The following is a 21,686-nucleotide window of genomic DNA, read 5'->3' on the forward strand; positions in this document are numbered from 1 at the left end:
GATAGCGGCTCGTGGCGGCTCCACCAGTGGAATCTCCACTGGGCCAGTGGTGATGCCACCGTCCACGGCGAAGATGACGAGGACTACTGCGCCGAGTCCTACATCGACTCGACGATCAGCGATACCACCCTGGTAGCACGAGTGCGCGAAACACTGGTCGTCGCCTCGCCCCACTGGGATGGCACGGCGGGCACCCGCGTCGACCTGTGGAAGACGGACTCTCGCTGTGACGCCTACTCCGATGACTTGTGGATCGAGCTTGAGTATCATGCCTATTTCGATGTAACGCCGAAATGCGGCAGTAACTACACCTGCGTGACCCATCACGGCCCGACGTGGTCGTCAACATACGGTCACTACCACTACATGTGGGAAAATAATCATATCAAATACGCCTCGATCAACGGCGATTACACGGTCTATCGACGGCTGATCAACCACGAAACCGGCCATATGTATGGCCTCCTTGATGGCAACGGCAGCGGCGGCGATTGCTATCCTGAGAGCATCATGCACAACATTTACTACAACTGCCCCTACTCCGGTTGGTATCCCACCAGCAGCGACTTCAATTCGGTTGTGCGGATCGCGAACGGCGGGTAACAGTCAGCAGCTTTGAGCAAGCAAGGAGTAGAGCATCATGTTTGCACGTTTACGCATACGTCCGGTTCTCGTTCATCTGGTCGGCATGGCGATCGTGATCGCCGCATTTATCGCCATCGAGGCCAGTCCGGCCAGCGCGAAGCTCACCCTCGACAGCGGCCTGCTGGTCAGCACCCGCGACCGGCTGCGGGTCTGTGTGACAACCTCGCCCGCGCTGGCAGGCGCGACCGCAGCGGTGACGACAAAGCTTGCCACAGCGCTCCAAGCCGCCCGCCAGCATAAGGACTGGGCTGCGGCGGGACTGGGCAGCGCGGTGCCGCGTCCGGAGATGGGCTGCCCCGGCGCGCAGATCCCGTCGACCTTCGTTCGCCGCAGCAATCCCCAGGCGGTTGGGCCGGGCCTGTCGAGCGCGCCCAGCCCATTCCGCACCGCGATCATCGTGCTGGATGCCGCCAAAGCCGAGCGCGTGCTGGGCGAGCGCAAGGCCGCGCTGGTGCCCTTCGAGATGATGCGCGCCGACAATGACGAGCTTGCGGAGGTGACGAGCGCGCTGGTGGTGCGTGAGGATTTTATCGGCAGCCCCGATTTCCTCGATCCGTATCTGACGGTCGCGCTGGGTCTTGAGCCGACCAGGCGATTCGAGCGGCCCGCAGGCGAGCAGGGCAGCAAGTAGTTTTGCAGGTCGGGCGGCACAGGCCGCAGGCTGCGGAAGCTCCGGGCGCTATGCCTGGAGCTTCTGCTGTCTCAGCGCTCGATCAGCAGCGGCAGCCGCAGCGCGATCGTAGTCTGCTGCCCATCCAGCACGCTGGCGTCGCCGTCGTGCGCGGCCATGACTTCACGGACCAGCGCCAGGCCAAGGCCCTGGCCGTTGGTGGTGCTGAAGCCGCGCTCCCAGACGCGCTCGCGCAGCTCAGGCGCAATGCCCGGCCCGCTATCGCACACGACGATACGGGCATCCGCGCGGTCTGGCCGCGCCTCGACGGTGATCGCGCCGCCCGGCGGTGTCCAGGTCAGGGCGTTGTCCAGCAGGTTGAGCAGCGCCTGCTTGAGCCGGTCGCGGTCGCCGACGACTCGCAGCCGCGCCGCCGCCGTGGTCGTCAGCACGACGCCCGCGCGCTCGGCGCGGGGCTGCATGATCCGTCCAACCTCGCCGATCAGCGCCGTCAGGTCGACCGGCTGGCGTCGGCGCAGTGGCGCGGGCGCGGACTCGCGCGGCTGGAGCATCTCTTCCACAAGTCGCTGAAGCCGCGCCGCCTCGGCCTGGATGATCTGGAGATCGGCCTGCTGATCGGGTCGGGCATCGTCCTCCAGGTTTTCGGCGGTGCCACGGATCGCCGTCAGCGGCGTGCGCAGCTCATGCGACACGGCGCGGTAAAACTCCTGGCGCGCAACCGCCAGACGCTCGACCTCCGCCAGCCGACTTTGAAGCTCGTCGGCCATGCTGTTCAGCCGTGCCGCAAGCTGCCCGATCTCGTCGCCGCTCCGATCCTCCGAGCGCGCGGCGTCGTTGCCCCCGGCGATCGCGCTGGCAACCTGTCCCAGCTCGCTGAGCGGACGGACCAGGCTTCTCGCCAGGAGATGCCCGGCCAACGCCGCGCCGATGAGGGCGAGGGCAGCGCTGGGGAAGAGCGCGATCAGTAGCAGGCCAAGCAGCGCTCGCTCGCGCGCCACGCTTTGCGACAGCTCGATCACGCCGATCGTCTGTCCATCGTGGATGATCGGCTGAGCGACGAAGTGCCGCCCGCGCTCAAGCGTGACCGGCTGGATCGGCAGGGGATTGGTCAGCAGCGGCAGCGCCGCCCGCGACGGGAAGGTGCCGAGATCGCGGCTGGCAAAGAGCACACTGCCGTTCGGTGCGAGCACGCGCATGGCGATGTCGGGCGGTAGCGGGAAGCGGCGGCTCAGGTTGGGCGCGACGCCCGCCAGCGTGTCGGAGTCGGCGGCGAGCTCGGAGGCGTAGGCCGCGTACACGTTTGCCTGGGCGGCCAAGTTGGCGAGCACCTGCGTACGCTGGCCGCGCTGCACAAAGACGATCAGCGCCACGCCGAGCAGCGCCAGACCGGCGAGCGTCACAAATACGTGTGATAAGGTCAGGCGAGTTTTGAGCGAGCGGCGACGCATACGAGTGCCGGGGGCGAAAGCGGAGCAGCAGCGCAAAGGCTGTCGCTCCGACTTCACATATCAGAAAGGCAGATCGGCTGTGTCGAGCGCCTCGTCGACGGCGGCGGCAACCTGCGCGTCGGTCAGCGTGTAGATCGCAGCGTAGATCGTCAGCTCGGCCTGTCGGATCGGCGCGGCGAGCGTGCCCGACCAGCGCGGCTGGTCGGCTGCGGTGGTGATCGAGCCGTACGCCGCCTCAGCGCCGCTGCCGATCAGGATCTTAACATGGCCGACCCAGGCGCTATTGCGCTCCTGGAGCAGCCGGTCGATCGTGTGGAGCAGCGCCTCGATCTGCTGGCGGGCTTCGGCGGCGGGCCGGGCAGGCTCCCAGGTGTACGTGCGACGACGCGCGGCGGTTCCAGCTTTCAGCATCGGGCGAGCGCCTCCAGCGCTTGGACGATCTGCGCTCCCGCGCGCGGCTGGCTGAGCACGATCGGCAGCAGCGTCACATCGGGGCGGACCTCGCGTAAGGCGCCGACGATCGTCTCAAGCTGCGTCTCGCTTACCGCGTCGGGCTTGGTCAGCAGCGCCACGTCGGCGCGCTCGATCTGCCAGCGCAGCAGGTAGCCAAGGCCGCCAATATCAGGCCACAGGCGATCGAAGCGCACCGCATCGATCAGCGCGACCATCGACCACAGCGCGCCCTGAATGTCCTCGTCCTCGATCGTGTTCGCCAGCTCGTCGGGATGCGCCACGCCGCTGGCCTCGACCAGCACCCAGGTTGGGTGATAGAGGCTGTCGAGCAGCCGGACGGTGTGGCCGAGATTGCTCTGGATGTCGCAGCAGATGCAGCTATCGCTGATCTCGCGCACGCCCAAGCCCTGAGCCTCAAGGTACGGCCCGTCCACGCCGATCGCCCCGCGCTCGTTCTCGACGATCGCCACGCGCTCGCCGCGCTCGCCGAGCGCCTGCGCCACCGCCAGAATCGCCGTCGTTTTGCCGCTGCCGAGAAAGCCGGTAAACGCAATACATCGCATACCTGTCAATTCCTACCCCTGGCTTCTGCCCTTCGATAGTAACTGTTTCTGCTCTTCATCATGATCCAGCGCCTCACATCAGTGAGTCCTGTCTCGCCCTTGCTCGAAGCGTGCAATCCGTTGCTGAATCTCAGCCACGATGTTCCGTACCTCATCAAGATCTGTCGGGCTGAGGTGCGCTGCAAGTTCAGCAAAAAGCGGCTCTACCTGGGGTTTATAGCTATACATCAGCGTGGCAATATCATTTTCGTACAGGCCAACGCGGGCGAAGTTGCCCTGGCAGTAGAGCGATGGGCGCGCATACAGCTTCAGGAGCAGCAAACCCTCCACGGTTGCACAGGGAATGGTCCGTTCTGCGAATGGCTGGGAGGTAGCGTACTGCTGCCGTACCTTATCGAAAAGCGGATTGCGCGTGAGAAGTAGATCGATTTGTAACTGGTCGAATCTTCCGCGCGCAAAATTTGTATCCTGGCTGGTAACATGAATTTCGGGTAGCTTCTGCAAATCGGATACCGCCATGATCAGATCAATATCTTCGGTATTGCGCCCCTCGATGTATTGGAGCAGCGCAATGCCGCCCACGAGCAGATAGTCAATCCGCCGGGCCTCAAGCAATGCAAACAGGCGCTCCACGCTTTGAAGAAGATCATCGACGCTCATAGTAGGGTCACGCCAGTGCTTAAAGTTGAAGACGACGGCGTTCTGGATCACCTTGCCTACAGATACGGAAGCATGAATAGGACTCATACAGCAACCTCTGAGCAGAAGTGTACCACACACAAACCTTAGAGGTCCCACGCCGATCAGCGCGAGTCGCCGCTTTCGCTGGCTGGCAGTATCAGGATAAACTCCTCGACCTCTGTGCCGCGTGCGTTGGAAAAGCCCTTGTCCTCGCCGCAGATCGTGAATCCGCATTTTTCCAGCACCCGCAGCGAGCCGAGATTGTCTTTGGCGGCGCGAGCGTGCAGCGGGCGGGCCTGGACGCGCTCAAGAAACGCTGCGAGCGCCCTGGTAGCAATGCCCCTGCCCCAGGAGTCCCTGCCGATCCAGTAGCTCACTTCTCGCTCCCCGAACTGCTCGAAGCTCGACACACTGCCCACAACCTGCCCATCGACGAGGATCGTCTGCTTGACGATGCTCTCGTCGCCCAAGATCCTGGCCCATCGCGCCATGAAGGCATCCCAGTCCGCCGGATCTTTGGCCGTGAACGCGGCCATATAGTTGGCGTCGGGGTCGCGCTGCTGCTCGAAGAAGATCGGAATGTCGGCTTCGGTAACATCTCGCAGCAGGAGATCGTCGCTCATTGATCTTGCTCCTGGCAACGGGCGAGAATCGCCTCGGCCATCGCCTGGTTAATCGCCACATGCTCTGCTAAAAACGCTAGGATCGCCCGGGCCGACTCGCGGCTACGATCGTAGCCCTGGATGAACATCGGTAGCTTTTGGGCGATACCAGGGAATCGCTGCTCATAGCGCCGCTCCGGTGAGAACGGATCGCGACTCACCGGACGCTCTTTTTCTAGCTGCTCCGCAAGCTCAAGCACGCGATCGACCGCGTACTGCTGGATAAACCGCATTGCCGAGAGCTTCTCGCCGCGATGGTAGCGTCCGAGGCCGACGTACAGGTTCGTCAGCGCCTCGCCGATCAGCCAATCGGCTGAGGGCGGCGTGGTTCGGGGCACTGCTGCCACTGGCGCGGCTATGGAGTGATCGATGTCGGGACGCTTCCAGACAAGGCGGCCCTGCGTAAAGGGAATGGTACGAAGCTCGGCGCGCTCGAAGATCGCAAACTCGCAAAATATCCCATCGGCGAAGAGCACCTTGTAGCCATCGCCGGTATTGCGGAAGGCGTAGGCGATCGGCGCGACCGCTGACAGCCATCTGATCTGCTCCAGAAACCAGGGCTTAGCGCCATCCTCGGCGATCACAAAGAAGTCCAGATCCGAGTAGCGATCCAGTCGGCCAAGCTCGACGCCGACCGAGCCGAGGCCAACCAGCGCCAGCGCGTGACCGCTGGTGGCGAGAGACTGACCAATCGCGTCGAGGCGCGCAAGTACATGCTGGGGCGAATCCACGAATCCTCCGCTGGAGAAATGAGTACAACGATTGTAGCATACAAGGGATGTTTCCCCGGCAGGCAATCGCCGCCATCCAGCGCTGCGCCGTCGCACTTGCGTTTGCCCGTATAATAAGCGCACTGTGCAAGGAGTACGCACGCATGGTTTTGCAAGTCCTTGGTCTGTTGCTTATAGGATACCTGGTTGGCTCGATCCCGTTCAGCTTCCTGGTTGCCAAAACGCGGGGCGTCGATCTCCGCACTGTGGGCAGCGGCAACACGGGCGCGTCGAACGTGTGGCGGACGCTGGGCTTTCGCTATTTCGTGGTCGCGCTGATTCTGGATATTTTCAAAGGCTGGCTGCCCGCCTTCCTGGCGCACTCGGTGTTTCAGGTTCCAGCGATCGTGGTAATCGGCGTCGGAATCTGCGCGGTGCTCGGTCACGTCTATCCGGTCTTCCTTGGCTTCAAGGGCGGCAAGGCGGTCGCCACAACGGGCGGCGTGGTCATGGGCTTCGCGCCCGTGCTGACGGCGCTGGCGGCGATCGTCTGGACGATCGTCTATAAGCTGTCGGGCTACCCCTCGGTCGCGTCGATGGTCGATGTGGTGGTGATTGCGCTCACGGCGACGGCGATGACCCTCTGGGGCTGGCTCGACCCGGTCTACGCCGCGTTTCTCTGGGTGGCGGTGTTCTACGTCTTCTACCTGCACCGCGCAAATATCCAGCGGCTGCTGCGCGGCCAGGAGCATGGTATCGGGCCGAAAGACCAGCGCACCCACTAGCGGAACGCAGAACGGTCGGACACCCAAGGGACCGTTAGCTAAGCCAGGTGAGGAGCTATGCAATTTGAACTAAGCAGCTCGGCTGGGCGGATTGTGATCGAGGAGAACTGCCGGATTCGGTTCGAGCGACAGGCGCAGACGATCCTCCAGTCAGGCCAGTTCCCGGTATTTGGCCTGGCCTATGGCGTTGAGCTGTCCGTCACCTCGATCGTCAGCACGGAGCAGCGCGAGGATGGCCTGCTGCTAGCGCTGGGTACCACCGTGCCGCACATCAGGCTGACGCTGGAGGTCGAGCAGACCGATACCGGCTTCCGGCTGCTGCTGATCGGGCCGGAGTCGCTGCCCGCGCTCGGCTTCAACTGGCTGCTCGATCCGGGCGGCCCCTGGTACGGCCAGGGCGAGCGCGTGATCCAGACGTGGCCGCTCGACCGCCAGCAGGTGATCTCCGAGCCGCTGATGCCCTACGATCACGCCGCCGACGGTACGCTCAACATTACGACACCGCTCTGGCTCAACGCCAGCGGCGCGGCGATCCTGGCCGAAGAGGGCGCGGGCGAGCTTCAGGCGACGCTTGGGCGCAGCGATGACGGGCTGCTGCGGATCGTGGCGCGCGCGCCGGAGCTGCCGTTTGGCCTCGGCTTCGACGCGCCGCTCGTGATGCAGGGGCCTCGGCTCGCGCTCGACGTGCTGCTGGCCGATAGCCTGCCGCGAGCGTTCATGCTGGCGCTGCGCTTCCTGGGCTATCCGACGAGCGCGCCGCCCGAAGAGCTTTTCGCCAGGCCGATCTGGACGACCTGGGCGCAGTACAAGATGGCGATCACCCAGGAGGATGTGCTGCGATTTGCCGAGGCGATCGTCGCGCAGGACTATCCGCGCTCGGTGCTGGAGATCGACGACCGCTGGCAGGCCGGCTACGGTGCGTGTATCTTCGACCCCGCCAAGTTTCCCGATCCCAAGGCGATGGTCGAGCAGCTTCACGCGCAGGGCTTCAAGGTCACGCTGTGGATGCCGCCCTTCTTCGATCCGCAGAGTCCGGCGTTTGCCGAGGCCGCCGATCGTGGCTTTCTGGTGCGCCATCCCGCGACCGGCGCGCCCTATCTCGTGCGCTGGTGGCAGGGCTACGGCGGCCTGCTCGATGTCAGCAATCAGGCCGCGCTGGACTGGTGGCTGCTCAACCTGCGGCGCTTACAGACCGAGTATGGCGTGGACGGCTTCAAGTTCGACGCGGGCGAGGGCAATTTCTTGCCATCCGATGCCGTCACCGCGCAGCCGCTATCCCGCCACCAGTACGCCGATCGCTATGTGCAGTGGGTCGCGCAGCACTTCGAGTGGACGGAGGTGCGCACCGGCTGGCGCGCGCAACGACACGGCATCTTCTTTCGTGAGTGGGACAAATGGAGCCGCTGGGGCGTCGACAACGGGCTGCACAGCGTTCTGACGCAGGCACTAGCCTTGAGCGTGATCGGCTACCCGTTTATCCTGCCGGATATGATCGGCGGCAATGCGTACAACGACGAGCTGCCCGATCGCGAGCTGATGATCCGCTGGACGCAACTGACGGCGCTGCTGCCCGCGATGCAGTTTTCGATCCCGCCCTGGCGCTACGATGCCGAGGCCGCCGCGATCTGTCGGCGCTACGCCGTGCTGCACGGCGAGCTAGCGCCCTACATTCATTCGCTGGTCGGTCACACGCTGCGCGACGGCACGCCGATCGTGCGACCGCTCTTCTGGCACGCGCCGCAGGATCAGACGGCGCTGCGGCTGGATGATCAGTTCTTGCTAGGCGACCTGCTATTGGTCGCGCCGATCTTGCATCCCGGTCAGGACGCTCGCAATATCTATCTGCCTGAGGGTCGCTGGCGTGACCGCTGGAACGGCGCGGTCTTCGACGGCCCGCTCTGGCTCAACGGCTACGCCGCGCCGCTGGAGACGCTGCCGCTGTTCGAGCGTCTGAGTCCCTAGCAGGACGAAAGAACCAGGTGTACAGCTCAAAGAACGTGAAACGTTGAACTGTGCACGCGAAACTCGAAACAAGGATCTGCCGATGATCGTTGAACAACCGGCGCTCACGGCTGCTCAGATCGAGCCTGTCGCACGGTGGGCCGACGCCGTACGTGACAACGTGGCGCGGGTTATTGTCGGCAAGACCGAGGTCGTCGATCTGCTGCTGGTGGCGCTGCTGAGCGGCGGCCATGTGCTGCTGGAGGACGTGCCCGGCACCGGCAAGACGATGCTGGCGCGGGCGCTGGCGATCACGCTTGGCCTCAGCTTCAAGCGGGTGCAATGCACGCCCGATCTCCTGCCCAACGACATCGTCGGCGTGTCGGTGTACCACCAGCCGACTGGCGAGTTCCACTTTCGTCCGGGTCCGATCTTCACCAACATCCTGCTCGCCGACGAGATCAACCGCGCGACGCCGCGCACACAGTCGGCGCTGCTGGAGGCGATGCAGGAGCACACCGCAACCGTCGACGGCGCGACGCATCCGCTGCCGGAGCCGTTTCTGGTGCTCGCGACCCAAAATCCGGTCGAGTTCGAGGGCACCTTTCCGCTGCCGGAGGCGCAGCTCGATCGCTTCTTGATGCAGGTGGCGGTCGGGTATCCCACCATCGAGGACGAGGCGCGCATGCTGCGGTCGATCACCAGCCAGCACCCGATCGAGCAGCTTACGCCGGTCGAGGGCGGCAGCGGCGTGCTGCACCTGCAACGGCTGGTCGACAGCATCCATGTGGGCGATCCGGTGCTGCGCTATCTGCTGCGGGTGATCACTGCAACGCGGCAGCATGTCGAGCTGATGCTCGGTGCCAGCCCGCGCGCCAGTCTGGCGCTGCACCGCGCGTCGCAGGCGGCGGCGGCACTGGCCGGGCGGCATTTTGTGGTGCCCGACGACGTGAAGCGTCTGGCGCTGCCGGTGCTGGCTCACCGAATCATAGTGCGCTCCGAGAGCGCGCTGCGCGGACGGACAGCGACAGGCGTTCTCCAGGGCATTCTCGCCGAAACGCCGATCGAGGATGAGGCTGCGGCCTGAGCGAGAACTAAGAACCAGGAACCGGAAACTCGAAACTCAGAACGTGGAACTCGAAACTCGAAACTCAAAAGTCGAAGCTTGGAACTTGAAGCTTGAAACTCTGATGTGGAGACGCGATGGGCATTGCTGCTGACATTGCGATTATTCTGGTGGCCGCGCTGCTTGGCGGCTTTATCGCCCAACGGCTTAATCAGCCGCTGATCCTGGGCTATATCGTCGCGGGAGTCCTCGTCGGCCCCTACACCGGCGGCGTGACCGTCACCGAGATCCACGATATTGAGCTGCTGGCCGAAATTGGCGTTGCTCTGCTGCTGTTTGCTCTGGGCATCGAGTTTTCCTTCCAAAAATTGCAGCGCGTCCGCCGCATCGCCTTCTTCGGCACCGCGATCCAACTGATCCTGACGATCCTCCTGGGGTACGGCATCGGCCAGGCGCTTGGCTGGTCAGCCTACGAGTCGCTCTGGTTTGGTGCGCTGATCTCGCTCTCAAGCACAATGGTGCTGCTCAAAACACTGATGGCTCAGGGCTCGCTCGGCACGCTGGCAAGCCGGATCATGCTCAGCATGCTGATCGTTCAAGATCTGGCGGTAGTGCCGATGATGATTGTGCTGCCTGAGCTGAATAACCTGGAGCGCGGCCTGCCGATCCTGGGCCTTGCGGTCCTGCGGGCGATCGTCTTTCTGCTGGCGATGATCTATGGCGGCACGCGCCTGATCCCGGCTCTGCTCAAGCGCATCGCGGCCTGGAACTCGCGCGAGCTGTTTCTGATCTCGATCATGGCGTTGGGTCTTGGCATTGGCTACATCTCCTATCTGTTTGGGCTTTCGTTCGCGTTTGGCGCGTTTGTGGCGGGCATGGTCTTGAGCGAGTCCGACTATAGCCACCAGGCGCTGAGCGATATTGTTCCGCTGCGCGATGTATTCAGCATGCTGTTCTTTGTCTCGGTCGGCATGCTCCTCGATCCGGCCTTCCTGCTGAACAACCTGCTGACGGTGCTGCTGATCGTGATACTGGTAGGGACCGGCAAAGCCGTGATCTTTGGCGGCCTGACGCGCATCTTTGGCTACGGCGATCGGCTGCCGATCGTTGTGGGGCTGGGCCTGTTTCAGATCGGCGAGTTCGCCTTTGTGCTGGGTCGTGTCGGCCTCTCGCGTCAGGCGATCAGCCCCGATCTTTTCTCGCTGGTGCTCACCACGGCGCTAATCACGATGCTCCTGACACCGTTTGCGACACGTGTAGCTGATCCGCTGGCTCGGTGGTATCAGCGCAGGCGGAGGTCGCAGCCTTTCCAGATCGCGGAGATGCCGGAAACCGGGCTGCGCGAACATATTATTATCGCGGGCTATGGACGTGTCGGACGCTACACCGCCAATGTGCTACGTCGTCTCGGCTTTCCCTATATCGTGATCGAGCTGGACCAGGAAGTGATGGATCGGGCGCGCGACACAGGCGCGCCGGTGATCTATGGTGATGCGAGCAGCACGGTCGTGCTCGAAGCCGCCGGTATTCACACGGCGCGGCTCCTGCTGGTGACAGTTCCGGCGGCGATCGATGTGGAGTTGATTGTGCGGCAGGTACGGCTGCTCAGCCCGGATCTGCACATCGTCGCGCGTGCGGCGCAGCTTGCGCAAATCGAGGTCCTGCGCTCGCTGGGCGTGTATGAGCTGGTTCAGCCGGAGTTCGAGGCCGGGCTGGAGATGGTGCGGCAAAGCTTGCTCCACTTCGACATACCGACCACTGAGATCCAGCGCTTGACGGATGGCGTGCGCCACGAGCAGTACCGTCCTTTCCAAACGCTGCATACCGATGCGCTGGTGCTGGATCGGCTGAGGCGGGCAGGACAGGGGCTTGAGATCGAGTGGGTGATCCTTCCGGCCCATGCGTCGCTCGTCGGACGCAGCATCGAGGCGTGCGCTATTCGGCAGCGCACCGGCGCATCGGTGCTGACGATCCTGCGCGGTGAGGCGATCGTGCATAATCCGGGGCCGGAGATGATTCTCATGGAAGACGATATTGTAGCTGTGCTGGGCACGCATGAGCAGCGCGACGCCTTCCGATCGCTGTTGGAGGATAGCGCTGTGGTCGGGGCGGATGCAGCACCTCCACGGTAAGGATCAAGTGCTATGCCCAGGCTGCTCAATCTGGCGATCGTGCTGCTGCTCGTCGCGCTTGGGCTGCGCTCGGAGCTGATCAGCTTCGTGGCGCTCGTCCTGGGCGCGGTCGCGCTGCTGAGCCGTCTCTGGCTGCGGCAGGTCGAGCGCGGCCTGCGCGTCAGCCGTGAAGCGCCCGAATGTCTGGCGCATGGCGAGGATGCGACGGTCACGGTGCTGATCGCGAATCCGACGCTGCTGCGCGTGCCCTGGCTGGAGATCCGCGAGAGCGTGCCGTTCGCGCTGCGCATCGCTCTGCCGCAGCGTCAGGTGATCTCACTGGGCGCGGGCGGCACGCACCGCATCAGGTACCGCATTCATGGCGCGCGCCGGGGCTGGCACTCGCTCGGTCCCACACAGCTCTTCCTCGGCGATGCGCTGGGCCTTGGCCGCAGCCTGCTTCAGATCGGTCCGACCTATATCACGGTCTATCCCCGGATCGTGCCGCTTCCGGAGCTGGGCCTGCCTGCGACGCTGAGCGTAGGGCCGCTGACCGGACGGCGCGGCGAAGATCCGGCGCGACCGGCGGGCGTGCGACAGTATGTGCCGGGCGACGATGTGCGGCGGCTCGACTGGAAATCGACCGCGCGCCAGAGCACGCTGCTGGTGCGCCGCGCCGACCCGACGATCGCGCCCGAAACGACAATCGCGCTGGCGTTTGCGCGGCAGGATTACGCGGCGCGCGTGCTGCAAGATGCGCTGGAGCGCGCGGTGACGGCGGCGGCGTCGCTCAGCATGGCCCTGCTCCAGCGCAAGCTGCCGATCAGCCTCGTCTCCAACGGCTACGATCCGCGCGACAGGCAGAGCGGCGTGATCCTGCCCTTTGGCAAAGGCGACAGCCAGCGTCGGCTGGTGCTGGGTCTGCTCGGACGGCTGGAGCCTGGACAGGATCGCAGCCTGCTGGAGCTGCTCCACGGACATCCGCTGCCCTGGGGCGGCACGCTGGCGCTGGTGGTAGCGGATCTGACGCTCGATCTCCTGCCGCAGATCATCGCGCTGCGGCAGCGCGGCCAACAACTGACGTTGCTGCTGGTCGAGGCGACGCCGAGCGGACGCGCGCTAGCCAGGCAGCAGCAGCTTATGGTCTACGTGATCGACCGGCAGGGGCAGCCGGTTGGAGCCGGATATGCGTAACGTTCGCTTCAACCTGTGGCAGATGCTGCTGGTCGTCGCGCTGGTGCTGGGCACGGTGACAGCCGTTCTCTCCGGTATCCAGGCGGTCTTGCCGCAGCTTCAGCTTCCGTGGCTGCTGCCGCTGCTGGCGCTCACCGCGATCGATGCGGTGATCACGCAGCGCGTTGCCGCGCGCGAGCGGCTGAGCCTGGGCGAGCAAGGCGCGCTGCGGGGCGTCGAGCTGACGCTGCTGGTCGTGGCAATCCGGCTGGCAAGTCTGAGCGCGGAGGGCACCGCGCTCAGCGCGGTGCTTCAGCCGTGGCTGCGCGATCCGCTGGCCTTTTTTGGCGGCTACTTTGCCACCTATGTGTGGCCGACGCTGATCACCTGGGGGCTGGGCACGACTCTCGCGCAGGCGGTGCTGGCCTTCGAGACTGAGCTGCCGCGCGAGGGCGTCCGCAGCCTGCCCAACGAAGAGGCCGCCGTGATCGAAGATCGGGTGCTGGCGCTGGCGCACTTCGATCGGTACTGGCTGATCTGCACGCTGGTTGCGCTGGGCGGCGCGGTCCTGGCGTTGTACCAGATGCCGCTTGTACTGGCGCTGCAACAGTGGACAACCGCGCGTCCGGTCGTGGCGGTCTTTGCATGCCTGGTTGCGGGTCTGGTGCTCCATAGCCAGGGACAGCTCGATCGTCTGCGCTACGGCTGGCAGATCGAGCAGGCCAGCGTCGATAGCGATGTGCCGCGTCGCTGGCGGCGTGCCAGCGGGCTGCTGATCGTCTCCGCCTGTGTTGTCGGCCTGCTGCTGAGCCAGGGAACGCTCTGGGTGCCACCGCCGCCGCTGGTGCCGGTCATCAATGCGCTGCTGGTGATCGCCGCGTTCATCGTGTCGCTGCTGGTTGCGCTGTTTGGCCTGCTCTTATTTCCCTTCATCTGGCTGCTGTCGCTGCTCGTCGGAAACAGCCCGCCGTCCGGCCCGATCTTTCGTCCGATCCCGCCGCCGCAGATCGCCGCGCCGCCTGCCGAGCGTCCGCTGCTACCGGCGCTGATTTTCTGGGCCTGTATCGCGCTGCTGATCGGGATGGCGCTGCTGCGCTATGTTCAGCAGCGGCAGGAGTTGCGTGTGCTGCTGATGCGCTGGCGTGGCGTGCGCTGGCTGGTGCGCATCTTTGGCGTGGCCTGGCACGACCTCCAGAGCTGGAGCGCGCTGGCGGTGCAGACGATCCAGCGCCGCCTCCGCCGCTCGCGACGCTTGCCGTCGCCGCGCATAACGCCGCCTGCCGGATCGCAGGCACAGTTGCGGCTGCTCTACCAGCGCATGGTTCGCTCAGCCGAGCGACGCGGCATCGCGCATCCGCGCTCGCAGACGCCGTACGAGTTTCGCGCCGCGCTCGGCAGCGCCGTGCCGCCCGCAGATGCCGATGTGAGCAGCCTGACCGATGTGTACGTGGCGGCTGAGTACGGCCCGCAGCCCGCGCAGCCTGGCGATGTGCGGCGGGCGCGCAAGCACTGGCGGCGGATCAGGTACCTGATCGGGCGCTCTCATCGCTCGATCGATCCGCTGCGCCTGCGCCGCAGGCGCAACAAGTGAGAGGGGTTGAGGTGCTACAACCGTTCGCGGTAGTAGGCGCGCTGGCCCGGCCCTTCCGCCACCCACACGCCGACAGCATGTAGCTCGTGATCGGACTGATCGCGCAGGAGTTGCGCAAACTGAGCGGCAAGATAGGTCGCGAGGAGTTCGGCGGTGGTGTTGGCGATGGGTAGACAGACGACATCGTCGGCGGGGAACATGTAGTGCTGTGTGCCGTAGCGGGCGTGGATCGCGCTGCCTTCGCGGTACACATCGATCTGGGGATTCTCCGTGGCAAGCAGAACGCGGTGGTCAAGCCGGTCGCAGAGCGCTTTGGCGACGCGCTTTAGCTCGCTGAAGTCGAAGACGTAGCCATCTGCGGTCAGCTCGCCCTCAACCTCGACCCACACCTGATAGTTGTGGCCGTGCAGCCGCTCGCACTTGCCCTTCATCGTAATAAAGTGAGCTGCGGCAAAGCCTAAGTAGTCTTTCGTGATCTCGATTCGATACATCGTTTCATGTTTCGCGTTCCAAGTTTCGCGTTCCAAGTTCAAGGTTGCTGCCGTGTTCCCTTGTTCTTCCCCTGGTTCTCGGTTCTTGGTTCTTTCGTCGGCCTGCCGTCGCGCTAATGGGCCGGAAGCGTCTCCGCGAGCTCATCGGTCAGCGAGAACGCCAGGACACTGCGACACATCGCGCAGACCCGCAGAGGTATTCCGGTACACTGCTCTAACGCTAGCTCGTCGCGGGAGCCGCAGTAGCGGCAGACGCTGAGATTCTCAATATCTTCGGCTCGCCAGAGCTGTGGGTAGTGCGCAAGAGCGAAGCGACCGTGGACGTTGCGGACAACCGCGAGTCTGACACACACGGCGGCGGGGAAGACTTCTTCGACTCGCGCGTAGAGGTTGTTGCGATAGCAAACAACTTCGTCGCCGATCGCAATATCCTTCATCCGTGGATGCTGCTGAATTTTCATGGTTCAGCCCTACTCCAGATCCTCATCTGCGTCGTCCTCCTCGTCGTCATCGACATCGTCGGCTACCGGCTCGGCAAGTGACAGGTGTTGGATCATCTGATCTAACTCTGTGGTGGTGAGATAAAAGCCAGGTTGATCGCCAAACATCAGATCGTCGAGGACCGCGCCGATCGCGCGGCGGTAGCCCGGCTCGAACTCAACCGTTCCTTCTTCCTCGGCGTAGAATTGGTCGAATGCCCAGCTCGACAACGTGTGTATTTCGATCTCGCCCGTGGCGGCTGCGCGCAGTTGCTCGATCAGTTGTTGGCGGGTCAGTCTTTCCATCGTCGCTTCGGTTTACTAGAACCGTGTTAGTTGTACCACAATCGGCTCTATTTCGCCATGCTTCGCCGGTCCTCGTCGGTACTGCCCGCCTCACGCCAACCGATCGTCGCACATGCTGTAGAAGCCACAGCCTCGACAGCGCGCCGCCGAGTCGTGGGAGCGCGGCACGTCCTGCGCTTCTCGGCGCTGGCGCAGCTCCTCGATCAGCTCGATCAGCTCGGCCCGCAGCGCCCGCGTGTAGGGTACGCGAAAGGTGTGCCGCGCGTAGCGCAGCAGACCATACGGCGGCGCAGCGCCGGTTGTGTCTTCGATCAGCAGACAGTAGGCCACAAGCTGCATCAGATCCGAATCGTATGGCTCCGGCGCCGTGCGGCTGGGCTTGACCTCGATCGGAATGAGGCCGTCGCGCGTCTCAAGCACATAGTCGGGCTTGCCCACCAGGCCGTAGCGCTGTGAGATCAGCGGCGCTTCCGCCGCGCGCCAACCGCCCGTATCGCTGGCCTGCACCCGCGCCCAGGGAATGCCCGTCGCGCGCCGTAGCCGCAGAGCCACCGCCAGCAGCACCACGGCACAGGCCAGCAGAACGTAGGCCATCAGCGGAGCGCGAAGAGCAGCAGCGCCAGGCCCAGCAAGATCAGGGCACCAACGACAAGCAGGTGTGATAGCCACACCTGCCGCCCATGTCGTCTATGCAGCGCCGTACCGCGCGCGCGGCGCTCGCGGCCCGCAGGCTCTAGCCCCACGCTGTGATGCAGCCACCATGCCCGGTGACAATACACGTACTCGCCAATCTCACTGGCTCGAATCAGCCGCCCGCGCGCCACCCTAGCCACCAAACGGACTTCGCCCGATCCAGATGTTGCGCACGTCGGAGAGGGTGATCAGCAGCATCAGGCCCAGCAGCGCGATCATCCCCAGCGCGTGAACCATCGCCTCCTTCTCCGGCGGCACGCGCTTGCCGCGTCGAATCCACTCGATCAGCGCAAACACAATGCGGCTGCCGTCGAGCGCCGGGAAGGGCAGCAGGTTGATCAGCGCCAGGTTCACGCTGATGATCGCCGTCAGGTTGAGGTAGCTGATCAGGCCGCCGGTCCGCGCGACCTCGCCCGTCATACGCGCAATCCCGACCGGCCCTGCCACGCTGCCCTGAATCTCGGTGCTCACCAGGCCAAGCAGCGAGCCGAGCAGCAGGCCAATCCCGGCGAGCATCTGGAAGAAGAGCGAGAAGGTATTGCGCACGCCGTACATCAGCGCGGCGATCGGGTTGAGCGGATCGCTGTAGCGTACGCCTGTAACCGAGTCGTTGGGTATATCCAGCGCGATGCCGACCGGCCCTTCGTCCGGCCCGATCTGATCGCGGGTGCGTGGCGTCAATGTCACATTAAACGTGGTTGTGCCATCTTGCGGCGCGGTGCGCTGAATGTCGAGCGTCACCTGCTTGCCCAGGCGCGGCTCGAGCAGCTCGTGCAGCGTGCCGATCGAGTCGATCTTCTGGCCGTCGATCGCCAGAATGACATCACCCGGCTGCAAGTTGGCCTGCGCGGCGGGTGAGTTCGTCGCGACGCTGGAGATCGTCACGGCGCCGACCGGATCGGGCTGCCCCGCGACGCCCATAATCAGCGCAAAGATCAAGATCGCAGTGATAATATTCATGAGCGAGCCAGCGGCCATCACCGGGATCTTTTTCCAGGGCGGCGCTGACGCGAGCGAGCCTTCGACATCGAAGTTGCCTTCTTCGCCAGCCATCCTCACAAATCCGCCGAGTGGCAGCCAGTTAAGGGTGACTGGCACGCCGCGCCAGTGGAACAGAGTCATGATCCTTGGCGGGTAGCCAAAGCCAAACTCTTCGACTTTGATCCCCAGCCGCAGAGCCGTCAGAAAGTGACCAAGCTCATGCACGAAGATCAAGAAGCCGAGGGCGGGAATAACTGTGAGGATCCACAACCAATTAAGCATGAACCAAACTCCTGAGGATCAATGCATGCGAGGTACGTCTTCGTGTCGTCATGCATTACCGTCGGTATGCAGTGTACCCAAAAGCCAGGGGGTAGTCAACAGGCTGCTTTTGGTCCGGCGCAGGCGGTGGCTGAAAGAACAACGGGCCATCAGGTGGGGGCGTGAGGGTGGCCCCATCATGTTCTTTCCTACCCGTGTAAGGTGAACAAAGAGCAAAGAACAAAGGGACGAGAACCAGGCGCTTGAAGCGTTGAGCTTGAAACGTTGAGCTTGAAGCTAGCCGATAGAGAGAAACAACGTGATCATATAGTACAGCACGGGCACGGTAAACAGCAGGCTATCGATCCGATCGAGGATGCCGCCGTGTCCGGGGATAATATGACCGGAGTCTTTGATATTGACCTGACGTTTGATCAACGACTCGGCCAGATCCCCGGCCTGCCCGGCGATACTGCCGATCGTGCCGAGCAGCGCGCCGACCCAGAGCGGGATCGGCAACCCCAGCAGCGGCACCAGGCCAGCGCCGACCAGCGTGGCGAGGACGAGGCCGCCGACCGCCCCTTCCCAGCTTTTCTTGGGCGAGATATAGGGTGCCATGCGATGGCTGCCCCACAGCCGCCCGGTGAAGTACGCGCCGGTATCGTTGGCGAAGGTGATGATCAGGACATAGACGACCCAGGCCGCGCCCGGCTCCAGCCGCAGAACGCGCGGCAAGGTCGACGGTTCGAGCGGCGTGCCGATCGCGCGCAGCAAGACAAAGTGCGCCAGCGTCCAGCCGATATACGTCGCGCCCGATAGCGTCAGCGACCAGTGCAGCAGCTCGTGCTGGCGATTGCGGCGAGGCAATTCGACGCTGAGCGACGCGATGATCGACGTGATCAGCGCCAGGCCGGTCCAGTCCAGACCCACGCGCGCCCGCAGCGCCGCCGCGACGATGAACAGGGTCACGCTGAGATAGCCCGCGCTCCGCCGTGGCTGATAGCCGCCACCCCGGAATAAGCCAAACAGCTCGTGCAGCGCGATCACCGCCAGGAGAATGACGGTGGCGCTGACGAGCGGCTCGCCCCACCAGACGATCAGCGCGACGATCGGCAGCAGCACGATCGCGCTCAAGATGCGCTGGATCAGATTGCTATCGAGCGGTTTCCGGGAGCGCTCCGAAACGGCGTTCGCGCTGTCCATAGGCGGCTATTGCCTGTCGCAGCTCTTCGGTGCCAAAGTCGGGCCAGAAGACCGGCGAACTATAAAACTCGGCGTATGCGGCCTGCCAGATCAAAAAATTGCTCAGCCGGAACTCGCCGCCTGTGCGAATGATCAGATCGGGATCGGGCATGCCCCCGGTGTACAGGTGCTCCGCGATCGTTTCCTCGGTGATCTCGCCTGGTGTGCAGCCCTGAGCGATCAGCGCGCGTACCGCATGGACGATCTCGTCGCGTCCGCCGTAGTCCAGCGCAACAGCCAGCGTCATCGTCGTGTTATGCTGCGTCAGATCGAGCGCATACCGCACTTTCTGCTGGAGCGTGCTCGATAGATGTTCGATCTTGCCCAGGTGACGAATACAGACGCCCTCACGATGCAGCTCATGCGTCTCGCGATCGATAAACTCGCCGAAGAGCGTCATCAGCGCGCGCACTTCCGGGCCGGGCCGGTTCCAATTTTCCGTGCTGAACGCATACAAGGTGAGATGATCGACGCCCTGTGCCTTACACTCTTGCACGATGCGCCGGATATTATCGACGCCAGCACGGTGGCCTACGGCACGTGGCAATCCTCGTTGCCTGGCCCATCGGCCATTGCCATCCATAATGATTGCGATATGTCGCGGGACCGCGCTCATGCTTCGCTCCGCTACCATGCGGCTCGTAGGCGCTCGTCGGCTGCGTGTGCGCGACGCCCTACGAGCCACGCGATGCTAGACTTCCATCACTTCTTGCTCTTTAGTATGACCAAGCTGATCAAGCTCTTTGGTGTACTGCGTGGTAAGCTGTTCGAGCTTTTCCTGCGCCCGCTTCAGCTCATCTTCGCTGATCTGCTTGTCGCTTTCGAGCTTCTTCAGGTCGCTCTGGGCGTCGCGGCGTACGTTGCGCAGCGAAACCTTCTGCTCTTCGACTTCTTTCTTGACCAGCTTGACCAGCTCTTTGCGGCGCTGCTCGGTCAGCGCCGGGATCGCGAGGCGGATGACCTGCCCGTCGTTGTTGGGATTCAGGCCCAGATCCGATTGCTGGATCGCTTTTTCGATCGCCTTCATCGAGCCTTTATCCCACGGCTGAATCATGAGCATGCGTGCTTCGGGAGCGGAGATGTTGGCAAGCTGATTCAGCGGCATGTCCGAGCCGTAGTACTCGACGTGCAGGTGCTCGATCAGCGCGGGCGATGCGCGGCCCGTGCGGATACTGTTGAGATGGTGCCGCAGCGCCTCGACCGTCTTTTTCATCTTTGTTTCGGCCTGGTTGAGGGTATCCTTGACCATCACCTAACTCCTTTATGACGTGAAGTACACTAGGTCGGTGCGCAGCCGATCACGCTATTCTTTCGTCACCAGCGTTCCCACATGCTCGCCTGCAATAATGCGTGCGGCATTGCCTGGCTTGAAGAGATCAAAGACGACGATCGGCAGGTTATTATCCATGCAGAAGGTCAGCGCGGTGCTATCCATCACCTGGAGGCCACGGTTGATCGCCTCAAGGTAGCTGATGCGATCGAACTTCTTCGCCGTGCGCTCCAGCCGTGGATCGGCGTCGTACACGCCGTCGACGCGGTTTTTTGCCATGAGGATCACATCCGCATCCAATTCCGCAGCGCGAAGCGCCGCAGCGGTATCCGTGGTGAAGAAGGGATTGCCGGTGCCCGCTGCCAGTATTATGACACGTCCCTTTTCCAGATGTCGAGTCGCGCGCCGCCGAATATACGGCTCCGCCACCTGATCCATCTGGATCGCCGTCATCGCGCGTGTGTGCAGCCCATGTTGTTCAAGGGCATCCTGAAGCGCCAGCGCGTTCATGATCGTCGCAAGCATGCCTGCGTAATGCGCCTGTGGAGCATCCATACCTTCAGCAATGGCTGTGCCGCCGCGCCAAAAATTGCCGCCGCCGACGACGACGGCGACTTCGCCGCCTAGCTCCTGCATCGACTCGATCTCGCGGGCGATGAACTGCACAACGCCCGGATCGACGCCAAAGCCGCGCTCACCGGCCAGGGCCTCGCCGCTGAGCTTCAGCAGCGCGCGTTTGTATTTTGGTTGACTCATAGCCTCATCCGCAGGAGCAACAATGGAGCGCGCTCAGGCGCTCCATCGTCCGCATACATACTACGCGCCGATCTCGTAGCGTACGAAGCGGCGGATCACGATATTCTCGCCGGTCTTGGCCGCTGTGTTGCGCACCATGTCCTCGATCGACTCGCTGGGATTGCGCACGAACGGCTGCACCATCAGCACGGTCTTCTCGTAGTACTCTTCGGGCGTGCCTGAATCGTAGGCTTCGGCCTCGCCTGCTGGCACCTGATCCCTGGTGATGTACTTGACGTCGGGGTTGCTGGCGATGTGCAGCGCCACGTCCTTGACCAGCTTGATAAACTCGTCGTTGCGCGCCACGAAGTCGGTTTCACAGTCGATCTCGACCATCGCCGCCATCTTGTTGCCGGCGTGGATGTACACGTCGATGCGGCCTTCCTTCGCTTCGCGGCCCGCCTTCTTGTCGAGCACCTGCAAGCCCTTCTCGCGCAGAATCGCGAGCGCCTGCTTCATGTCGCCGCCGGTCTGCTCCAGCACTTTTTTGCAATCCAGAATACCCGCGCCGGTGCGCTCCCGCAGCTCTCTTACCTGATCCATCGACACTGCCATGACTCGTAGCTCCTTTTATGGCTCTGGCTGATACACGTTGTGCTACGCGCTGCTCTCCGCTGTAGCGTTGAAACTTAACGCGAGACATAAAAATCGGAAGACATAGAAGCCTGGACGCAGCTCGGCATCACACAGTCTTCCAGTCTTCCAGGT

The 21,686-nt window shown here is 63.5% G+C and carries 25 protein-coding genes; 8 read left to right on the forward strand and 17 right to left on the reverse strand.

Going from position 1 to position 21,686, the window contains the following annotated elements; genetic code table 11:
- The coding region (locus VFZ66_09125; GenBank protein HEX6289339.1) for a hypothetical protein at positions 1 to 603 on the forward strand (603 nt) is incomplete at its 5' end.
- A gap of 37 nt (positions 604 to 640) precedes the next feature.
- Positions 641 to 1,276 (forward strand): hypothetical protein, encoded by a 636-nt coding sequence (locus tag VFZ66_09130; GenBank protein HEX6289340.1) that lies wholly within the window; start codon positions 641 to 643, stop codon positions 1,274 to 1,276.
- Positions 1,277 to 1,347: 71 nt separating this feature from the next.
- On the opposite strand, the gene VFZ66_09135 is transcribed toward VFZ66_09130, so the two are convergent.
- From VFZ66_09135 to VFZ66_09160, 6 genes are all read right to left on the reverse strand, one after another.
- The gene (locus VFZ66_09135; protein ID HEX6289341.1) at positions 1,348 to 2,724 is read right to left on the reverse strand and encodes an ATP-binding protein; all 1,377 of its coding nucleotides are present in this window, start codon (positions 2,722 to 2,724) and stop codon (positions 1,348 to 1,350) included.
- A gap of 60 nt (positions 2,725 to 2,784) precedes the next feature.
- Positions 2,785 to 3,135 carry a hypothetical protein gene (locus VFZ66_09140; GenBank protein ID HEX6289342.1) on the reverse strand — a complete coding sequence of 117 codons (351 nt, stop codon included), beginning with the start codon at positions 3,133 to 3,135 and terminating at the stop codon, positions 2,785 to 2,787.
- Entirely contained in the window at positions 3,129 to 3,740 is a 612-nt protein-coding gene (locus VFZ66_09145; protein ID HEX6289343.1) for a GTP-binding protein, read from the reverse strand. The genes VFZ66_09140 and VFZ66_09145 overlap by 7 nt, the downstream gene beginning before the upstream one ends.
- 78 nt (positions 3,741 to 3,818) lie before the next feature.
- The gene (locus VFZ66_09150; GenBank protein ID HEX6289344.1) at positions 3,819 to 4,487 is read right to left on the reverse strand and encodes a hypothetical protein; all 669 of its coding nucleotides are present in this window, start codon (positions 4,485 to 4,487) and stop codon (positions 3,819 to 3,821) included.
- A 56-nt stretch (positions 4,488 to 4,543) separates the two neighbouring features.
- A complete protein-coding gene (locus VFZ66_09155) occupies positions 4,544 to 5,044 on the reverse strand; it encodes a GNAT family N-acetyltransferase (GenBank protein HEX6289345.1) in 501 nt (166 codons plus the stop codon).
- Positions 5,041 to 5,814: a hypothetical protein gene (locus VFZ66_09160; protein HEX6289346.1), complete on the reverse strand. Its 774-nt coding sequence runs from the start codon at positions 5,812 to 5,814 to the stop codon at positions 5,041 to 5,043. The genes VFZ66_09155 and VFZ66_09160 overlap by 4 nt, the downstream gene beginning before the upstream one ends.
- Before the next feature lie 143 nt (positions 5,815 to 5,957).
- On the opposite strand from VFZ66_09160, the gene plsY reads away from it, so the two are divergent.
- From plsY to VFZ66_09190, 6 genes are all read left to right on the forward strand, one after another.
- The gene (gene plsY, locus VFZ66_09165; GenBank protein HEX6289347.1) at positions 5,958 to 6,578 is read left to right on the forward strand and encodes a glycerol-3-phosphate 1-O-acyltransferase PlsY; all 621 of its coding nucleotides are present in this window, start codon (positions 5,958 to 5,960) and stop codon (positions 6,576 to 6,578) included.
- A gap of 57 nt (positions 6,579 to 6,635) precedes the next feature.
- Positions 6,636 to 8,540: a glycoside hydrolase family 31 protein gene (locus VFZ66_09170; protein ID HEX6289348.1), complete on the forward strand. Its 1,905-nt coding sequence runs from the start codon at positions 6,636 to 6,638 to the stop codon at positions 8,538 to 8,540.
- Between the two features lie 82 nt (positions 8,541 to 8,622).
- Positions 8,623 to 9,606 (forward strand): AAA family ATPase, encoded by a 984-nt coding sequence (locus VFZ66_09175; protein ID HEX6289349.1) that lies wholly within the window; start codon positions 8,623 to 8,625, stop codon positions 9,604 to 9,606.
- A gap of 116 nt (positions 9,607 to 9,722) precedes the next feature.
- On the forward strand, positions 9,723 to 11,717 hold the full coding sequence (locus tag VFZ66_09180) for a cation:proton antiporter (protein ID HEX6289350.1): 1,995 nt from the start codon (positions 9,723 to 9,725) through the stop codon (positions 11,715 to 11,717).
- A 12-nt stretch (positions 11,718 to 11,729) separates the two neighbouring features.
- Complete coding sequence (locus VFZ66_09185; protein HEX6289351.1) at positions 11,730 to 12,890, forward strand: DUF58 domain-containing protein; 1,161 nt, start codon at positions 11,730 to 11,732, stop codon at positions 12,888 to 12,890.
- Positions 12,883 to 14,460: a DUF4129 domain-containing protein gene (locus tag VFZ66_09190; protein ID HEX6289352.1), complete on the forward strand. Its 1,578-nt coding sequence runs from the start codon at positions 12,883 to 12,885 to the stop codon at positions 14,458 to 14,460. The genes VFZ66_09185 and VFZ66_09190 overlap by 8 nt, the downstream gene beginning before the upstream one ends.
- A gap of 14 nt (positions 14,461 to 14,474) precedes the next feature.
- On the opposite strand, the gene VFZ66_09195 is transcribed toward VFZ66_09190, so the two are convergent.
- The 11 genes from VFZ66_09195 to tsf all read right to left on the reverse strand — a co-directional run bounded on the left by VFZ66_09195 (position 14,475) and on the right by tsf (position 21,533).
- Complete coding sequence (locus tag VFZ66_09195; GenBank protein HEX6289353.1) at positions 14,475 to 14,951, reverse strand: 6-pyruvoyl tetrahydropterin synthase family protein; 477 nt, start codon at positions 14,949 to 14,951, stop codon at positions 14,475 to 14,477.
- 113 nt (positions 14,952 to 15,064) lie between these two features.
- A complete protein-coding gene (locus VFZ66_09200; protein ID HEX6289354.1) occupies positions 15,065 to 15,412 on the reverse strand; it encodes a hypothetical protein in 348 nt (115 codons plus the stop codon).
- A gap of 9 nt (positions 15,413 to 15,421) precedes the next feature.
- Complete coding sequence (locus tag VFZ66_09205; protein ID HEX6289355.1) at positions 15,422 to 15,736, reverse strand: hypothetical protein; 315 nt, start codon at positions 15,734 to 15,736, stop codon at positions 15,422 to 15,424.
- 90 nt (positions 15,737 to 15,826) lie between these two features.
- Positions 15,827 to 16,330, reverse strand: coding sequence for a CRISPR-associated protein Cas4 (gene cas4, locus VFZ66_09210; protein ID HEX6289356.1), 504 nt, complete (start codon positions 16,328 to 16,330; stop codon positions 15,827 to 15,829).
- Positions 16,330 to 16,569, reverse strand: a complete 240-nt coding sequence (locus tag VFZ66_09215; GenBank protein HEX6289357.1) for a hypothetical protein — start codon at positions 16,567 to 16,569, stop codon at positions 16,330 to 16,332. Before VFZ66_09215 ends, cas4 begins: the two co-directional genes overlap by 1 nt.
- Positions 16,562 to 17,692: a M50 family metallopeptidase gene (locus VFZ66_09220; protein ID HEX6289358.1), complete on the reverse strand. Its 1,131-nt coding sequence runs from the start codon at positions 17,690 to 17,692 to the stop codon at positions 16,562 to 16,564. Before VFZ66_09220 ends, VFZ66_09215 begins: the two co-directional genes overlap by 8 nt.
- Positions 17,693 to 17,968: 276 nt before the next feature.
- The gene (locus VFZ66_09225) at positions 17,969 to 18,874 is read right to left on the reverse strand and encodes a phosphatidate cytidylyltransferase (protein ID HEX6289359.1); all 906 of its coding nucleotides are present in this window, start codon (positions 18,872 to 18,874) and stop codon (positions 17,969 to 17,971) included.
- Positions 18,825 to 19,529: an isoprenyl transferase gene (locus VFZ66_09230; protein ID HEX6289360.1), complete on the reverse strand. Its 705-nt coding sequence runs from the start codon at positions 19,527 to 19,529 to the stop codon at positions 18,825 to 18,827. The genes VFZ66_09225 and VFZ66_09230 overlap by 50 nt, the downstream gene beginning before the upstream one ends.
- A gap of 75 nt (positions 19,530 to 19,604) precedes the next feature.
- Entirely contained in the window at positions 19,605 to 20,162 is a 558-nt protein-coding gene (gene frr, locus VFZ66_09235; protein ID HEX6289361.1) for a ribosome recycling factor, read from the reverse strand.
- Positions 20,163 to 20,216: 54 nt separating this feature from the next.
- Positions 20,217 to 20,939 carry a UMP kinase gene (pyrH, locus tag VFZ66_09240; GenBank protein ID HEX6289362.1) on the reverse strand — a complete coding sequence of 241 codons (723 nt, stop codon included), beginning with the start codon at positions 20,937 to 20,939 and terminating at the stop codon, positions 20,217 to 20,219.
- Positions 20,940 to 20,999: 60 nt separating this feature from the next.
- On the reverse strand, positions 21,000 to 21,533 hold the full coding sequence (tsf, locus tag VFZ66_09245) for a translation elongation factor Ts (protein ID HEX6289363.1): 534 nt from the start codon (positions 21,531 to 21,533) through the stop codon (positions 21,000 to 21,002).
- Positions 21,534 to 21,686: the final 153 nt, after the last annotated feature.

The sequence above is a fragment of the Herpetosiphonaceae bacterium genome, from assembly GCA_036374795.1.
Classification (GTDB): Bacteria; Chloroflexota; Chloroflexia; order Chloroflexales; family Kallotenuaceae; genus LB3-1.

Excerpts from the sequence above, each read along its gene's own strand:
- VFZ66_09205 (HEX6289355.1), bottom strand. The coding sequence starts at position 15,736 with ATGGAAAGACTGACCCGCCAACAACTGATCGAGCAACTGCGCGCAGCC.
- VFZ66_09145 (HEX6289343.1), bottom strand. The coding sequence starts at position 3,740 with ATGCGATGTATTGCGTTTACCGGCTTTCTCGGCAGCGGCAAAACGACG.
- VFZ66_09230 (HEX6289360.1), bottom strand. The coding sequence starts at position 19,529 with ATGAGCGCGGTCCCGCGACATATCGCAATCATTATGGATGGCAATGGC.
- tsf (HEX6289363.1), bottom strand. The coding sequence starts at position 21,533 with ATGGCAGTGTCGATGGATCAGGTAAGAGAGCTGCGGGAGCGCACCGGC.
- VFZ66_09170 (HEX6289348.1), top strand. The coding sequence starts at position 6,636 with ATGCAATTTGAACTAAGCAGCTCGGCTGGGCGGATTGTGATCGAGGAG.
- VFZ66_09155 (HEX6289345.1), bottom strand. The coding sequence starts at position 5,044 with ATGAGCGACGATCTCCTGCTGCGAGATGTTACCGAAGCCGACATTCCG.
- VFZ66_09135 (HEX6289341.1), bottom strand. The coding sequence starts at position 2,724 with ATGCGTCGCCGCTCGCTCAAAACTCGCCTGACCTTATCACACGTATTT.
- cas4 (HEX6289356.1), bottom strand. The coding sequence starts at position 16,330 with ATGGCCTACGTTCTGCTGGCCTGTGCCGTGGTGCTGCTGGCGGTGGCT.
- VFZ66_09190 (HEX6289352.1), top strand. The coding sequence starts at position 12,883 with ATGCGTAACGTTCGCTTCAACCTGTGGCAGATGCTGCTGGTCGTCGCG.
- VFZ66_09150 (HEX6289344.1), bottom strand. The coding sequence starts at position 4,487 with ATGAGTCCTATTCATGCTTCCGTATCTGTAGGCAAGGTGATCCAGAAC.
- VFZ66_09195 (HEX6289353.1), bottom strand. The coding sequence starts at position 14,951 with ATGTATCGAATCGAGATCACGAAAGACTACTTAGGCTTTGCCGCAGCT.
- plsY (HEX6289347.1), top strand. The coding sequence starts at position 5,958 with ATGGTTTTGCAAGTCCTTGGTCTGTTGCTTATAGGATACCTGGTTGGC.
- pyrH (HEX6289362.1), bottom strand. The coding sequence starts at position 20,939 with ATGAGTCAACCAAAATACAAACGCGCGCTGCTGAAGCTCAGCGGCGAG.
- VFZ66_09200 (HEX6289354.1), bottom strand. The coding sequence starts at position 15,412 with ATGAAAATTCAGCAGCATCCACGGATGAAGGATATTGCGATCGGCGAC.
- frr (HEX6289361.1), bottom strand. The coding sequence starts at position 20,162 with ATGGTCAAGGATACCCTCAACCAGGCCGAAACAAAGATGAAAAAGACG.
- VFZ66_09180 (HEX6289350.1), top strand. The coding sequence starts at position 9,723 with ATGGGCATTGCTGCTGACATTGCGATTATTCTGGTGGCCGCGCTGCTT.
- VFZ66_09185 (HEX6289351.1), top strand. The coding sequence starts at position 11,730 with ATGCCCAGGCTGCTCAATCTGGCGATCGTGCTGCTGCTCGTCGCGCTT.
- VFZ66_09220 (HEX6289358.1), bottom strand. The coding sequence starts at position 17,692 with ATGCTTAATTGGTTGTGGATCCTCACAGTTATTCCCGCCCTCGGCTTC.
- VFZ66_09175 (HEX6289349.1), top strand. The coding sequence starts at position 8,623 with ATGATCGTTGAACAACCGGCGCTCACGGCTGCTCAGATCGAGCCTGTC.
- VFZ66_09140 (HEX6289342.1), bottom strand. The coding sequence starts at position 3,135 with ATGCTGAAAGCTGGAACCGCCGCGCGTCGTCGCACGTACACCTGGGAG.
- VFZ66_09130 (HEX6289340.1), top strand. The coding sequence starts at position 641 with ATGTTTGCACGTTTACGCATACGTCCGGTTCTCGTTCATCTGGTCGGC.
- VFZ66_09225 (HEX6289359.1), bottom strand. The coding sequence starts at position 18,874 with ATGGACAGCGCGAACGCCGTTTCGGAGCGCTCCCGGAAACCGCTCGAT.